We start from the raw sequence: 14,913 nt of genomic DNA, 5'->3' as shown, positions 1-14,913 counted from the left end.
TTGCGCGAAGCTGGAAACAGGAGAGCAAGCCTCGTGCAAGGCTGCTGGATTACCCCTCTGGCCAGGTTCATGCGGCAAGATGGATGCCGCGCCATCGGGGTTGGCTTCATCAGCCTGCCCTTATGAGAGAAAGGCCGGAGCTCCTCTATGCAATCCTCGCTTTATGTCGCGCTGTCCGCCCAAGTGGCCATGGAGAAGCGCCTCAACACGATAGCGAACAACGTTGCGAATATGAACACGGGCGGCTTCCGTGCGGACGAGGTCAAGTTCGAGGAAATCCTCTCTCTTGCGGCAAAGGAAAGTGTGTCCTTCGCTTCATCCGGACAAAACTTCGTGTCACGACGGACAGGACCCATCGTCAAGACCGACAATCCGCTTGATGTCGCCATCCAGGGAGAAGCTTGGTTCGCATTCAATGGTCCCAATGGAGCGGTCTATACCCGCGACGGCCGGTTCAAGATAAACGAGAACGGCGATCTTCTGACTGTGGAAGGATACCAGGTTCTCGATGCCGGCGGCGCGCCTATTGCCCTGGATCCGATGGCGGGCTCTCCAACAATCGGCCGTGACGGAACGATCATGCAGGGAACCAACCAGGTTGGAGCCATCGGTCTCTTCAACCTGAGAAGTGACAGCAGACTGACGCGCTTCGGAAATTCCGGTGTCATGTCCAGCGTTCCGGGCGAAGTCGTTCAGGATTTCAACTCCAACGGAGTTCAACAGGGCTACAGCGAAGGATCGAATGTCAATCCAGTGCTGGAGATGACGAAGATGATCGCGGTCCAAAGAAATTTCGATAGCGCGGCAACGACGATCCAGGAGAGCGAATCGACTCTCATGGACGCCATCCGGACCCTCGGCCCCAGCTCCTGATGGCAGCGATGAACGCTCTCGAACGGCTTGAGGAGCTGGTTCTGACTGAATGTGTCGGACGGCGGAAGGTCCACATCAGCGGGACTATTCGCGAGATAAACCCGAGCTTTTACAGGGTTGCCGGATTATCCCAGTTCGTGAAGCTCGGTGAACGGGTGGGTTTTTCCGCTCACGGGAAGGTGCAGACCGGAGAGGTCGTCCGCATCGATGACGGCGGCATCACCATAAAACCCTTCAATGGACGCATCGAAGCCGGTATCGGAACGCCTGCCTTCCTCGTGGGCGACACGGCCTTGAGTCCCGATCACAGCTGGCGAGGACGGGTCATCAACGCTCTGGGCGAGCCGCTGGACGACCTGGGACCTCTCATTCCAGGGCACAAACCGGTCTGGAACGATGCCGAGCCTCCGTCTGCCATGACACGGTCCAGGGTCAAGATCCCCCTGAAAACGGGTGTCAAGGCCATCGATCTGTTCACGCCGATTTGCCAAGGGCAGCGCATCGGCATTTTTGCGGGCTCAGGCGTCGGAAAGTCGACACTTCTGACAATGCTCGCCAAATGCGAAGGCTTCGACACGATCGTCGTCGCGCTGGTGGGAGAGCGCGGTCGCGAAGTGCGGGAATTCCTTGAAGGGCCCATTCACGCGAACCTGCATAAGTCGGTCATGGTAGTGTCGACTGGCGACGAGAGCCCCATGATGCGGCGCCAGGCTCCAAGAACGGCGGTCGCGCTGGCCGAATACTTTCGAGACTGTGGCGATTCGGTCCTGCTCATTGTCGACTCTGTCACCCGCTATGCGCATGCCGCTCGCGACGTCGCTTTGGCGGCCGGAGAACCTGCCGTTGCGCGCGGCTATACGCCCAGCGTCTTCAGCGACCTGCCCCGTCTGTTGGAGCGGGCAGGGCCTGGAGCCGAGGGAAAGGGCTCGATCACGGGCATCTTCTCTGTCCTCATTGATGGCGACGACCATAATGATCCCGTCGCTGACAATATCCGCGGAACGCTCGACGGGCACATCGTTCTGGATCGCTCCATCGCGGATCAGGGCCGATATCCAGCCATCAATGTTCTGGGATCGATCTCGCGCCTCGCCGATCATGTCTGGTCTCCGGACCAGAAGGAACTGGTCCGCCGACTCCGCGGATTGATCGCCCGATTCGAGGACACGCGGGATCTCAGGCTCATGGGCGGTTATCACCCTGGCAACGATCAGGAACTCGATCAGGCGGTCGTTCTCGTCCCGAGGATCTACGAAGCGCTCCGGCAGGATCCGACCATGCCTGCCAGTCGCGACGCCTTCATGGATCTGGCGCAGGCCCTCAAGCAATAGAGTTGTTCACGTCTCGCATCATCACCTCTGGACCGAAATACAGCTTCGCACAAGCGTCATGGTGTTAGGTCCGGTTTGAAACCGTAGGAGCTTCAGATGAGTCTTTATGGCGTTCTTCGTAGCGGCGTTTCTGGCATGAACGCACAGTCGAACAAGTTGGGAACCGTCGCCGAGAACATCCAGAACTCGAGCACAAACGGATACAAGCGTGCTTCGACTGAGTTCTCATCCCTTATTCTTCCTTCAAGCGAAGGAAACTACAATTCCGGCTCCGTGACCAGCAGGGTTCGCTATACAATCGCGGATCAGGGGCCCATCGCGTATACGACGTCGGCGTCGGATCTGGCGATTTCCGGCAACGGCTTCTTCGTGGTGAGCGACCCGAGCGGATCCCCTTACCTGACGCGCGCCGGCAACTTCGTCAAAGACGGGCGGACTGGCAATCTCGTCAATGCCGCCGGATTTACCTTGATGGGCTACAAGCTGGGGGCGGGAGCTGTAAATCCCTCCTTGAACAGCCTCGACGGTGTCGAGCCAGTCAACATGGCGTCCTTTGCCATGCAGGCCAGCGGATCCACGAAGGCAACTTTCAAGGGTAACCTGCCTGACAGCACTGTTGCCCAGATTCCTCCGGTTGTCAGCCAACGATCGTCCCTACAGGTCTACGACAAGGTCGGAAATCCGATCAAAGTTGACATTGCACTGTCGAAGATCAACGACACGCAGTGGAACATCACTGTTTCCTCGGCTTCCGGTGCGCTGACCGGGACGACGTCGATGACACTGGAGTTCGATGCTGACGGCAAGCTCAATGTGCCATCCGCAACGATGCCGACCTCTATCATGAGTTTCGGCATTCCCGGCGGCGAAACGCTTGCTCTCGACATGGCAGGCATGACGCAGCTGGCCGGCGAATACAACGTCGTCGGTGAAGCCAACGGCAATGCTCCGTCGGCCGTGAAGGACGTCGAGTTCGCCGCAGACGGAACGGTGTACGCGGTTTATGAGGATGGGACCCGTGTCGGCGCCTATCGAATTCCGCTGGCGAATGTGTCGAGCCCGGACAACCTCAGTCCTCGTGCCGGAAACGTCTACGAGACGACGGCTGCGTCGGGCGGCTACCAGGTAGGATTCCCCGAAATGTCGGGATTTGGTTCCATCGCATCCGGCGCCCTTGAAGGGTCGAATGTCGATATCGGCACCGAGTTGACGGCGATGATCGAGGCCCAAACCAGCTATACGGCCAATTCGAAGGTCTTCCAGACTGGATCCGAGCTGCTCGACGTCTTGATGAACCTGAAGCGGTAACTCCTTCCCTTTTGCTCAAGGGTCATTGATCCATGTCTCTGTCAGTAGCCTATAATACGGCGCGGTCTTCGCTTCTGGCGTCTCAGTCCCAGATGGCGACGGTCTCTCGCAATATAACCGGAGCCTCTGATCCGGCCTATTCGCGCAAGATCGCGACGCTCGTGACTCAGGGCGGCGCGGCTCGTGTCGTGACTCTTAGAGCAAGTGATGCGGCACTCCTGTCGAAGATGCTTGAGACGACCTCCGACGCAGCGACCCAGAAGGCATTGTTGGAGGGACTGGAGAAGCTGAGCCAGACCGTGGGCGATACCGAGCTCGACGAGTCTCTAGCTGCGCGGGTCGGAGCGCTGGACAATGCTCTCAAGCAATATGCCAATGCCCCCGACAATCAGCAATATGCTCGTGCCTTCGTCAAGGCGGCCAACGATATGGCGTCCAGCCTGAATCGGGCTACGAGTGCCGTGCAGGCCATCCGCCTCGAAGCGGATGGCAAGATCGCAGACTCTGTTGCCCGCATCAATGACATCCTGGCCAAGTTCGAGAAGGTCAACCAAGAGGTCGTGAGCGGTACGGCGCTCGGGGCTGACGTGACTGATGCGCTTGACGTCAGGGACGGCCTGATCGCTCAATTGTCCGAGGAGATTGGCGTGACTGTCGTGCCGAGAGCCGGCAATGACATCGCTCTTTATACCGACAGCGGCGTTCCGCTGTTCGACAAGACACCCAGAGCAGTCGAGTTCGATCGGACAACTGTTTACGATCCGACCACGACCGGTTTCCCCATCAAGATCGACGGGATTCAGGTGACCGGCTCCGGAGCTCTGATGCCGCTGAATTCGGGCAACCTCGTTGGCTTGGTGGCCATCCGGGATCAGGTGACCGTGACCTATCAGCGTCAGCTCGATGAGCTTGCGCGCGGTCTCATTCAAGCTTTCGCAGAAAAGCACCAGACTGATCCCTTGCAGCCCGATCTCCCGGGGGTTTTTACATTCCCAGGCGCAACCGGAGTTTCGGGCCCACCAGCCGCGACTGGCCTGGCAGGGAGGATCACGGTCACTAACGAGATCGACCCGACGAAGAGTGTGACAGGAAAATTCGAGAATATCCGCGACGGCGGCATCAATGGTGCCGGCTACCGCTACAATCCCGACCCTGGTAAAACCGCCTTCTCCGATCGTCTCTACGGCCTCCTCGGAGAGATGGCGAAGGACCGGAACTTCGACTCAAGCCTAGGTCTGGGTGCAGAGGTATCGCTGCAGAAATTCGCATCAGGTTCGGCAAGCTGGGTCGAGTCTTCGCGTCAAAGTGCTGACCAGTCCCTCGACTACCGGAATACCCTCCTGGGACATGCGTCGGAAACACTCTCAAATGCAACTGACGTCAATGTGGATGATGAAACAGCCCTGATGCTGCAGTTGGAGAAGTCCTACTCGGCTTCCGCGAAGTTGATCTCGGTAATCGACCAAATGCTCAAGACCCTTCTCAATGCGGTAGGCTAAGCCATGAAGACGACATTCATCTCGACAGTGACGCTGTGGAACTCTCCTCGATCGTCACTCGACAAACTTCAGGATAGCCTCACGAAAGCCAATACGGAACTGACGACGGGGCGGCATGCGGATATCGGGCTTGCTCTCGGATATAAAGTATCAGAGTCGCTTTCCCTGCGCCAGCAGCGAGCGGAAATCGATACGCTGACCGGCAGCAATGGCCTGGCCATTGAACGCCTCAAGACAACAACCTCTGCCTTGAATGGCATTCGTGAGAGTGCAACGAAGTTTAGAGATGCATTGGTCGGACTACCGAGCAATCCTCCGGTTGAAACGGTCAAGGTGCAGGCAAAAGCTTATATGAGCAGCCTGATCGGGAACCTCAACACTTCGCTCGGGGGGCAATACATTTTCAGTGGCATCAACACGAAGGTGGCACCGGCCAACGATTACGCAGGCGGAGGCCCTCCCTCGCTCAAGGCACTGGTCGCAAGCGCATTCTCTGCTCCAACGGCATCTGGTGGCTTTGGATTCCCGCAGGGCGACCCACTCGCGTCCGGCATCACGACGGGCGATATGAAAGCCTTCCTCGATGGGCCGTTCAAGCAGCTCTTCGAGGGAACAAGCTGGAACGCGCTGTCGAACGCGTCCGATCAGAACATCCAGAGTCTGATATCACCGACGGAGAAAGCCGAGACGTCAACGAATGCGAATACGCCTCCCATACGGCAAATTGCGATGGCGTACACAATGATCTTCGACCTCGGAATCGAGACGCTGAGTCCTGCAACGAGGGACGTTGTGTTCGGAAAGGCCATAGAAGTTCTCTCAACAGCGATCAGCAGCCTGACCGACTTGCAGGCAGGCATCGGAACGGTCCATGCGAGAACTGAAAGCGCTAACGAGAGGATGGAACTGCAGAAGTCGATTTTCGACGAGCGTATCGGAGGGCTGGAGGCTGTCGATCCAACGGAAGCGAAAGTTCGCGTCGATCAACTCATGACTCAGATCCAAACATCCTACTCTCTGACTGCTCAGCTTAAGCAACTCAGCCTAATCAATTATCTCTAGTTCCGGGTCTCATCAATGTATCGATTTTCGTATGCTGAGGTTGTCGAGGATGCTCCCAAGGAGTGCCGGCAGCGCGAGTATGAAATCTTTGAGCGTGCGATCGGCCTTTTGAAGGCTGCCGAGGGCCTCCCCGCACGATCTCCCGAGATCCGCGATGCGGTGGAGTTTCTCCAACGCCTCTGGACGGCCTTCGTCCAGGATCTGGCGCATCCAGACAACGAACTGCCCGATAAACTCAAAGCCCAGCTCATCTCGATTGGGTTCTGGGTTATGCGGGAATCCAGTCGCGTGGCACTCGGTGAGCATAACGATCTGACCGCGCTGATCGACATCAATACCATGATCCAGGAGGGTCTGAAATGAAAGCCAAAATGAGATTCTCCCTGAAAGCCGGTGAACGCATCTTCATCAATGGAGCCGTCTTGACCGTGAGCCAGAAGGTGACGCTGAGCCTCCTGAACGAAGCGCGCTTCCTCCTGGAGAGCCATGTCCTTCAGGTTGCCGAGGCGACGACCCCGATGCGTCAGCTCTACTTCGTCGTGCAATCCCTCCTGATCAACCCGCAGGAGGCCGGCAAGGTCATGGAGGCATTCCGAAAGCTTCATGATGCTCTGATCAAAGTCGCTACCGATGAAGTCGTGAAGGACACCCTTCGCAAGGTCGGGGACCTCGTGGAAGCCGATCGCACATTCGAGGCGCTGAAGCTCATCCGAACCCTGTTCGAGCCCGCCGAGACTCACCAATCATCATCGGCAGAACCTGCCGCGGTGCAAGCAGCATAATTCGGGAGCCTCATGATGAACGTCTCTTCTGTCTCCAACACATTCACGGCCCAGCGGGCCGCCACCACATCGGACACGTCTTCCACTGCGACGTACGACAACTTCCTGAAGCTGTTGCTGACGCAGATGAAGAACCAGGATCCGACCGAACCCATGAAGTCGACCGACTACATGGCTCAGCTTGCGACGTTCTCCCAGGTCGAGCAGACCGTGAAGAGCAACTCGAAGCTTGATGCTCTGCTGGCGTCTTCGACATGGGCACAAGCCGACAGCGTCATCGGCCGCACGGTCTCGACCGCAGATGGCAAGGTCTCGGGTCAGGTATCGTCCGTCACGATCACGAGTGAAGGCGCCGTCGCCAAGCTGAAAGATGGGACGCAGCTGCTTCTCGGCCCCGGTGTCGTTGTGAGCTGACGATGAACGAAGTCGACGCCCTTGAGCTTGTACGGGCAGCCATTTGGACCGTGATCATTGCGGCAGGACCAGCCGTCGCTGCCGCAATGATCATCGGTATCGTCATCGCCCTGGTTCAGGCGCTGACTCAGATCCAAGAGGTCACGCTGACCTTCATCCCAAAGATCATTGCCATTCTGGTGGTCGCTCTCGTGACCGGTTCTTTTGTCGGGTCGCAAATCTTCGCCTTCACTGAACTGGTGTATGGTAAAATTGTAACAGGGTTCTAGATTGCCGTCATTTGAGTGGCGTGCGGGACGAGGAACATCCCTTTAGGGTGGCTTTGCGACCCTCGCGCAAGCTTCATGGTCCATGTGTCGGTTTCATCGTTCATTCGTTGAGCTGACAGGCACATGGAAGCAAGTGAAGTGACCGCCCAAGGGCGTGGCAGAGATCTGGCATTTGCCGGCGTCGTGGTCGGCATTCTCGCCATTCTCTTTCTCCCGATTCCGCCGCTTGCGATCGATATGGGGCTTGCCCTGTCGGTTGCTTTGTCCGTCCTGATCCTGATGGTGGCGCTCTGGATCCAAAAGCCCCTCGAATTCTCGGCTTTCCCCACCGTCCTCCTCATCGCAACTTTGTTGCGCCTTGCGTTGAGTATCGCGTCGACCCGTCTCATCCTGTCCGACGGCCATAAGGGTGTCGATGCTGCCGGCCACGTGATCAGCGGCTTTTCCCAATTCGTCATGAGTGGCGACTTCGTCATCGGCATCGTCGTCTTCATCATCCTGATCACGGTCAACTTCCTGGTCATCACCAAAGGTGCGACCCGCATCGCCGAGGTGGGGGCCCGGTTTACCCTCGACGCCATTCCCGGCAAGCAGATGGCCATCGATGCCGATCTGTCGGCCGGCCTGATCGACGAGAAAGAGGCCCAGAAGCGACGGCGCGAACTCGAAGAGGAGAGCGCCTTCTTCGGATCCATGGACGGTGCCTCGAAATTCGTCCGTGGCGAGGCCGTCGCAAGCCTGATCACGATCGCCGTCAACATCTTCGGCGGGATCATCATCGGTGTCACGCGCCACGGTATGCCCTTGTCCAAGGCGGCTGACGTTTTCGTCCAGCTCTCCGTTGGTGACGGACTGGTCAGCCAGATTCCAGCGCTTGTCGTCTCCCTGGCGGCTGGTCTCCTGGTCTCGAAGGGCGGAACGAGAGGGCAGGCACAACAGGCTGTGCTTGGGCAGCTTGGCGCCTATCCCCGGGCTCTCATGGTCGCCGCCGCCCTGATGTTCGTTTTCGCGATTGTGCCCGGGTTGCCGATGATTCCCTTCCTGGCGCTGGGCGGCTGCATGGGTTTCATCGCCTATTCGATTCCGAAGCAGAGAGCCGAGCAGGAAGCGAAGGCTCAGGCGAAGCTGGTGCAGGAACAGCAGAAGAACCTTCTGGAATCGCGCGACACGGTCAAGGAATCGCTGAAGCTTGCCGAAATCGAGTTGTGCCTTGGCAAGCATCTCGCCTCCTACCTGGCGAATTCCCATGGCGATCTCGCGCATCGCGTCGGCAAGATGCGCAAGAAATTCGCCCAGGATTACGGCTTCGTTCTGCCGGACGTGAAGCTCTCCGACAGCCTCATGATTCCCCCTAAGAGCTACCAGATCAAAATCCACGGAACCGTTGTGGCGACGCAGGAGGTCCGCCCGGGCGACCTCCTCGTCGTGCTCGGCGACGGCCCGGTTCCCGATGTGCCCGGGGATGAGGTCCGTGAGCCCGCCTTCGGCATGAAGGCTCTGTGGATCTCAGACGTTTATCTGAGCGAGATCAAGCGTCAGGGTTTTCAAGCGGTCGATGGGGCATCGGTCCTCCTCACGCATCTGAGCGAAGTGATCCGCAACAACCTACCGCAGCTCCTGTCCTACAAGGATGTCCGCAATCTCCTGGACGGCCTTGATCCAGAGTACAAGCGCCTGCTTGACGACATCTGTCCCTCACAGATCTCGTATTCTGGTCTTCAATCCGTTCTGAAGCTGCTGCTGGCCGAGCGGGTCTCCATCCGCAACCTGAGCCTGATCCTTGAGGCGATCGCCGAGATTGCACCCCATGCGCGTCGAGCCGAGCAGCTGGTGGAGCATGTGCGGGTTCGGATCGCTCAGCAGATCTGCGGCGATCTCGCCGAAGGGGGAGCTCTGAATGTCCTCAGGCTCGGCAACAGATGGGATATCGCTTTCCATCAAAGCCTGAAGCGGGATGCAAAGGGAGACGTCGTCGAGTTCGATATCGATCCTCGCCTCGTGGAGCAGTTCGGGGCCGAGGCTTCTGATGCCATCAAGGCCCGCATGGGCCAGGTTCATACCTTTGCCGTCGTGACGGCGCCGGATGCTCGGCCCTATGTCCGTATGATCATCGAACGCATGTTTTCGTCCCTGCCTGTTCTGTCGCATCTGGAAATCGCTCGAGGCGTTGAGGTCAACTCGCTCGGTACGATCTCGTGAACCAGGTCACCCCCGAGATCCTGCTCGGGATCTTCCTGATTTTCTGCCGGATCGGCGGATGCCTGATGATCGCCCCGGGCTTCTCGAGCAGCCGCATTCCGATGCAGGTTCGGCTCTTCATCGGCCTCGCCACCAGTCTGGCGCTGGCGCCGGTTCTGCTCGAGAAGGTTCGAGCCGGCATCACCTCGCAGGTTCCAACGGCAATCCTGGTGTATATCGGCTCGGAGCTGCTCACAGGTATCCTGATCGGTTTGTTGGGACGCGTCTATTTCCTGGCGCTGCAAACCATGCTGAGCGCGGTGGCCATGGCTCTGAGCTTTGCCATGCCGGGAACCCCGATCGACGACGCGGAGCCACTTCCTCCGATCAGCTCCTTCATCATGATGGCGGCAACCGCCGTTCTCTTCCTGTCCGACCTTCATTGGGAGCTGTTTCGAGGAATCATCGCCTCCTATTCCAGGCTGCCACTGGGGGAGGGATTGGGCATGAGGCTCTCGCTGACGCAGCTTGTTGACCAGATCGGCATCGCTTTCGTTCTTGCCCTCAGGATCAGCAGCCCCTTCATCTTGTATTCGGTCATCGTCAATCTGGCGGTCGGACTGACGAACAAACTCACGCCGCAGATCCCGGTTTACTTCCTGGCGACCCCCTTCATCATGCTCGGCGGATTGCTGATCGTATACTTCGCCGCAAGCGACTACGTTCTCCTCTTCATGGAGGCATTCTCAACCTGGCTTCGGAACGGGTAGGCCGAATGAAACAGAGAATCCGGAAAATCGACCGCATTTTGAAAGTTCAGCAACATCTTCAGAGGGAAGCCGAGCTGAGGCTTGCCAATCTCGAGCGGGAAGCAACCGGGCTGAAGACCGCTCAGGAGAATCTCATTCAGACAATGAATGACCACGAGACGCTGCACGGTCTCTTCGTCGATGTCGCCGCCAAGCGCTTGCAGGTACTGGCCTCTCAGGCGAGCGCCGTTGAGAAAGCGAAGTTGGTGCAGAAGTCTGTTACCCTCGACAGAGCCATGCAGGCGAAGCGGGTGGAGAAGATGTTGTCGGGACTCAAGGATCAGGAGCGTCGGGAAACGGAGAAGAAGGATCTCGCTTCCGTTCTCGAGAACGTTTCAAGAGGAGAGAGCGCAAGCTTCCCGTAAGCTAGCCGGATTATAGGTTTACTCAAGTAAAGCAACTTGAGAGATGCGAGATGGCTATCAGCCCGCCCTCAGATATTGTGAACGACGTCGCAAGGGCAGCGGATCCTGCACGCTACCAGGCTGCAGCCCAGAAGCTGCTCGATGGTGCATCAGCCGTGGACGGCGCAAGCTTCGAGGATGCCGTGAAGTCCGTCGCGGGTCAGCCGCTGATGGCGACCGGAGCCGACGTCTACACCTTGCGGAACTCGCTTCGCAACGACGCGGAGACGGCCAGTGCCGCCAGAAGGAAGAAGGCTCACCAGGAATTCGAGGCTTACATTCTTCAGACCTTCGTCGAGTCCATGCTGCCGAAGGATGCGGAGAACACTTACGGCAAGGGCAACGCCGGGTCCATCTGGAAGTCCATGATGGCTGAGCAGATCGGAGCGCAGATTTCGCGAGCCGGCGGAATCGGGGTCGCGAAGCGGCTTCTCGGCAATCGTGAGAGCGGACCATCCGCAGATATCCAGGTCCCGCGGGCGACCCCGTCGTTCTCGCTCAAGATTTCACCTCCTAAGGCATGACGACAGCCGCGTCGGGCCATCGACAAAGAAGCAGGAAGCACCATGATGCTGATGAAGTCCCTGGATCGCCTCGAAGAAGCCCTGGATATGGAAACGGCCGCTCTCATGGCGCGTGACCTGTCCAACCTGGAAGAGTTCAATCGGCGCAAGAGCCAATCTCTTCTTGAGATCAGCCGGATCGTACGGACATCCGAGATCCACGCGCTCGACCAGAGGGCAACGAAGCGTCTCCAGGATCTCCAGGTGAAGATCGAAGCAAACCAGGACGTTCTGCGCCGTCACATGCAGGCCGTGCAGGAGGTCGCGAGCATTATCTCGAACGCGATCCAGCATGCAGAATCCGACAGCACCTACTCCGTGCACATGAACAAGGCGGGCTTCGGCGCATGATGAAGAACGTCATGGCGGGCTTCTGGGTCTGCGCGGTCACGCTGGCGTCCTGCTATGCGGCCGTGACCTGGACCGTCGGCAAGGCGCCTGCGGAAGAGAAGGGAAATTACGAGGGGCTGCAGTACAAGAAGCTGCCCCCGATGAACATCCCGATCGTCGCGGAAGGGGCCGTGCAGGGCTATGTGATTGCGAACCTGGTCTTTACGGCCGACGCCAAGACCCTGCGTGAGATCTCCGTGCCTCCCGAGGCTTTCATCCAGGACGAGGTCTTTCGCTACGTCTATGCGGACGAGACGCTCGATTTCAAAAAACTCTCTCGCTACAACGTCAACGGCATGATCGGCAATGTCAGAGAGAGGATCAACAAGCGGCTGGGTGCCGAGATCGTCAAAGAGATCTTGGTCGAAAATTTCAATTTCGTCGATAAATCCGATATTCGCTCCTAGCGCCGACTGTTGATCGGACGCAGCAGGGCGATGAGGCCTGGGAAGATTTTTTATGCGCTATTGCCTGATCGTTGATGACTCCCGCGTGATCCGCAAGGTATCCCGCGAAATCGTCGAAAGCCTCGACTTTCGCGTCTCCGAAGCCGAAAACGGGGAAGCGGGCCTGAAAGCCTGCCAAGCCGAGATGCCGGACGTGATCCTCCTCGATTGGAACATGCCCGTCATGGACGGCTACAGTTTCCTCAAGGCGCTGCGCAGCACACCGGAAGGTCAGGCCCCGAAAGTCGTCTTCTGCACGACGGAGAACGGCCTGGACCACATCACGCGTGCCTTGGAAGCCGGCGCCGACGAATATGTCATGAAGCCCTTCGACAAGGACATTCTCGCTGCCAAGCTCCAGGAGCTGGGCGTCCTTCCTGTATCGCATTCGGCGTGAGACGATGTCCTTATCTCCTGCACCCCAGACAAACCCAATCCCCGGTCGTCTCACCCGCGTGATGATCGTCGATGATAGTGCCGTGATCCGCGGCATGATCGGCCGATGGCTCACCGAAGCGGGCGGCTTCGACATCGTCGCGACGGCGTCGAACGGCCGCATGGCCGTCGATGCGGCGGAGCGCTCGAAGCCGGAGATCATCCTGCTCGATATCGAGATGCCGGAGGTCGACGGTCTTGCGGCTCTGCCGTTGATCCTGAAGGCGCATCCTGCGAGCAAGGTGATCGTGATCTCGACTCTCACGCAGAGGAACGCCGAGATCTCCCTGAAATGCCTCTCGCTCGGTGCCGTCGATTATCTAGCGAAGCCCGAGAGTGCCCGCGCGGCAGGCGCGGCGAACGATTTCCGCCGTAATCTCATCGAGAAGCTGCGGGCCTTAAGCGAAACGAAGGCTCGCCCGTCGAGGACATTCACGGTTCCGGCGCCCGCGATCGTCTCGCCGGCGCCAGTCCCTCTCACACGGCCAAGCGCCGCGAAGCCCCAATGCCTTCTCGTCGGGTCGTCAACCGGCGGTCCGCGCGCCGTCGAGCGTGTTCTCCTGGACATGAAGCCTGCGCTGGCGACGATCCCCGTGCTGATCGTTCAGCACATGCCGGCGATGTTCACCGCCGTCTTCGCGGAGCATCTGCAGACCCTGTTGTCCGTGCCGGCACGAGAGGGGCGGGATGGGGACGCCGTCGTGCCCGGAACGATCCTGGTCGCGCCCGGTGGGCGGCACATGGGAGTCGTGTCCTCCGGAGGCAAGGCGACGATCCGGCTCAACGACGGGCCGCCCGAAAACTTCTGCCGTCCGGCGGTCGACGTACTGTTCCGGGAGGCTGCCACCGTCTACGGGGCCTCGGCTCTTGCCGTCGTGCTCACCGGCATGGGCTCGGACGGGACGCACGGCGCACGCTTCCTCACGAAGGCGGGCGCGACCGTGATCGCTCAGGACGAAGCGACGAGCATCGTCTGGGGCATGCCGGGCAGCGTCGTGAAGGCGGGTCTCGCCCACGAAGTTCTTCCCTTGGAATCCATCGGCCGTTCGCTGAAGGGCCTCATCACCGGAGCTTCGAAATGACCGAAGCCGAATTCGAAGCCCTACGTGTCTTCCTGAAGGCCCGGTCGGGCCTGGCGCTCTCTCCGGACAAACGCTACCTCGTCGAGAGTCGCCTTTCGTCCGTGTGCACGCGCTTCAAGCTCGAGAGCCTGTCGCACCTCATCCGGGAGATCAAGACCGGCCGTGCGATCGCCGTCGAGAAGGCGACGATCGAGGCGATGACGACGAACGAGACCTTTTTCTTCCGGGACAAGACGCCTTTCGATCTCTTCCAGGATGTCCTGCTTCCCAAATATCTCAAGGAGCGTGCCACCAGCCGCAGGCTGCGGATCTGGTGCGCTGCGGCCTCAAGCGGGCAGGAGCCTTACTCCCTGGCGATGCTCCTGAAGGAGGCCTCCGCCCGGATGCCGGGATGGCATATCGACATCGTCGCGTCCGACATTTCCACGGACGTGCTGGAGAAGGCGAAGGCCGGCCTCTACAACCAGTTCGAAGTGCAGCGCGGATTGCCGATCCGTCTCCTCGTGAAGTATTTCACGCAGGTGGGCGACCAATGGCAGATTGCGCCTGAGATCCGCTCCATGGTGGATTTCCGCTATCTTAATCTCCTGGACGATTTCAGCCGCCTCGGCCCGTTCGACATCGTCTATTGCCGCAATGTGCTGATCTATTTCGATGCCCCGCTGAAGGCCGATGTCCTGCGCAGGATCTCCAATGTCATGGCGGCGGACGGATCGCTCCTCCTCGGGGCCTCGGAAACAGTGCTCGGTGTCACCGACGCCCTGACGCTCGATCCGGCTCATCGAGGTCTCTACACGAAGAGCCCTACAACTAACGCGCCGAAGATGTTTGCTGCCGGCGCCCGCTAGGTCGTGGGCAGAGGGCGGATTATCCAGTCATCTAACTGAAGCGCTCAGCCCCAGGGTTGGGCGCTTTTTCTATTCCGTACCGGGCCTTCCTATAGTTAACAAACTGTAAACACAAAGATTTTTACAAAAATCGACGTCTTTCTGCTTGACGCAACGGAGCCTCATCAGTAAACAGGAAGCACAAGCACCGCAGACGAAGCGCTCATCGCTTCAGGTGCCT

Annotated in this window: 18 protein-coding genes; all 18 read left to right on the top strand. The window is 58.8% G+C overall.

Features of this window, described 5'->3' with window-relative positions:
• Window positions 1–147: 147 nt before the first annotated feature.
• The 18 genes from flgF to VB672_RS14920 all read left to right on the top strand — a co-directional run bounded on the left by flgF (window position 148) and on the right by VB672_RS14920 (window position 14,693).
• Window positions 148–873 carry a flagellar basal-body rod protein FlgF gene (gene flgF / locus VB672_RS15005; protein WP_329785003.1) on the top strand — a complete coding sequence of 242 codons (726 nt, stop codon included), beginning with the start codon at window positions 148–150 and terminating at the stop codon, window positions 871–873.
• An 8-nt stretch (window positions 874–881) separates the two neighbouring features.
• Entirely contained in the window at window positions 882–2,204 is a 1,323-nt protein-coding gene (fliI, locus tag VB672_RS15000) for a flagellar protein export ATPase FliI (protein ID WP_329785002.1), read from the top strand.
• A gap of 96 nt (window positions 2,205–2,300) precedes the next feature.
• Window positions 2,301–3,512 carry a flagellar hook protein FlgE gene (locus VB672_RS14995; protein WP_329785001.1) on the top strand — a complete coding sequence of 404 codons (1,212 nt, stop codon included), beginning with the start codon at window positions 2,301–2,303 and terminating at the stop codon, window positions 3,510–3,512.
• Between the two features lie 32 nt (window positions 3,513–3,544).
• The gene (flgK, locus tag VB672_RS14990; protein ID WP_329785000.1) at window positions 3,545–5,011 is read left to right on the top strand and encodes a flagellar hook-associated protein FlgK; all 1,467 of its coding nucleotides are present in this window, start codon (window positions 3,545–3,547) and stop codon (window positions 5,009–5,011) included.
• Between the two features lie 3 nt (window positions 5,012–5,014).
• On the top strand, window positions 5,015–6,073 hold the full coding sequence (locus VB672_RS14985; RefSeq protein ID WP_329784999.1) for a flagellar hook-associated family protein: 1,059 nt from the start codon (window positions 5,015–5,017) through the stop codon (window positions 6,071–6,073).
• Window positions 6,074–6,088: 15 nt separating this feature from the next.
• Window positions 6,089–6,436 carry a flagellar biosynthesis regulator FlaF gene (flaF, locus tag VB672_RS14980; protein WP_329784998.1) on the top strand — a complete coding sequence of 116 codons (348 nt, stop codon included), beginning with the start codon at window positions 6,089–6,091 and terminating at the stop codon, window positions 6,434–6,436.
• An 8-nt stretch (window positions 6,437–6,444) separates the two neighbouring features.
• Window positions 6,445–6,855, top strand: a complete 411-nt coding sequence (flbT, locus tag VB672_RS14975; RefSeq protein ID WP_329784997.1) for a flagellar biosynthesis repressor FlbT — start codon at window positions 6,445–6,447, stop codon at window positions 6,853–6,855.
• A gap of 15 nt (window positions 6,856–6,870) precedes the next feature.
• On the top strand, window positions 6,871–7,269 hold the full coding sequence (gene flgD, locus VB672_RS14970; protein ID WP_329784996.1) for a flagellar hook assembly protein FlgD: 399 nt from the start codon (window positions 6,871–6,873) through the stop codon (window positions 7,267–7,269).
• A gap of 2 nt (window positions 7,270–7,271) precedes the next feature.
• A complete protein-coding gene (locus tag VB672_RS14965) occupies window positions 7,272–7,538 on the top strand; it encodes a flagellar biosynthetic protein FliQ (protein ID WP_009493088.1) in 267 nt (88 codons plus the stop codon).
• Between the two features lie 123 nt (window positions 7,539–7,661).
• On the top strand, window positions 7,662–9,737 hold the full coding sequence (gene flhA, locus VB672_RS14960; protein WP_329784995.1) for a flagellar biosynthesis protein FlhA: 2,076 nt from the start codon (window positions 7,662–7,664) through the stop codon (window positions 9,735–9,737).
• Entirely contained in the window at window positions 9,734–10,486 is a 753-nt protein-coding gene (gene fliR / locus VB672_RS14955) for a flagellar biosynthesis protein FliR (protein ID WP_329784994.1), read from the top strand. Before flhA ends, fliR begins: the two co-directional genes overlap by 4 nt.
• A gap of 5 nt (window positions 10,487–10,491) precedes the next feature.
• Window positions 10,492–10,890: a hypothetical protein gene (locus tag VB672_RS14950; RefSeq protein ID WP_329784993.1), complete on the top strand. Its 399-nt coding sequence runs from the start codon at window positions 10,492–10,494 to the stop codon at window positions 10,888–10,890.
• A 50-nt stretch (window positions 10,891–10,940) separates the two neighbouring features.
• The gene (locus VB672_RS14945) at window positions 10,941–11,453 is read left to right on the top strand and encodes a rod-binding protein (RefSeq protein ID WP_329784992.1); all 513 of its coding nucleotides are present in this window, start codon (window positions 10,941–10,943) and stop codon (window positions 11,451–11,453) included.
• Between the two features lie 42 nt (window positions 11,454–11,495).
• Window positions 11,496–11,843: a flagellar protein FlgN gene (locus tag VB672_RS14940; protein ID WP_329784991.1), complete on the top strand. Its 348-nt coding sequence runs from the start codon at window positions 11,496–11,498 to the stop codon at window positions 11,841–11,843.
• Window positions 11,840–12,289 (top strand): hypothetical protein, encoded by a 450-nt coding sequence (locus VB672_RS14935; protein WP_329784990.1) that lies wholly within the window; start codon window positions 11,840–11,842, stop codon window positions 12,287–12,289. Before VB672_RS14940 ends, VB672_RS14935 begins: the two co-directional genes overlap by 4 nt.
• A gap of 52 nt (window positions 12,290–12,341) precedes the next feature.
• Window positions 12,342–12,725, top strand: a complete 384-nt coding sequence (locus VB672_RS14930) for a response regulator (RefSeq protein WP_329784989.1) — start codon at window positions 12,342–12,344, stop codon at window positions 12,723–12,725.
• A gap of 4 nt (window positions 12,726–12,729) precedes the next feature.
• Window positions 12,730–13,845: a protein-glutamate methylesterase/protein-glutamine glutaminase gene (locus tag VB672_RS14925; RefSeq protein WP_329784988.1), complete on the top strand. Its 1,116-nt coding sequence runs from the start codon at window positions 12,730–12,732 to the stop codon at window positions 13,843–13,845.
• Entirely contained in the window at window positions 13,842–14,693 is an 852-nt protein-coding gene (locus VB672_RS14920; protein ID WP_329784987.1) for a CheR family methyltransferase, read from the top strand. Before VB672_RS14925 ends, VB672_RS14920 begins: the two co-directional genes overlap by 4 nt.
• The last annotated feature ends 220 nt before the right edge of the window (window positions 14,694–14,913 follow it).

It is taken from the genome of Microvirga sp. CF3016, assembly GCF_036314085.1.
Classification (GTDB): Bacteria; Pseudomonadota; Alphaproteobacteria; order Rhizobiales; family Beijerinckiaceae; genus Microvirga.
This window is presented reverse-complemented; position numbering and strand designations above follow the sequence as displayed.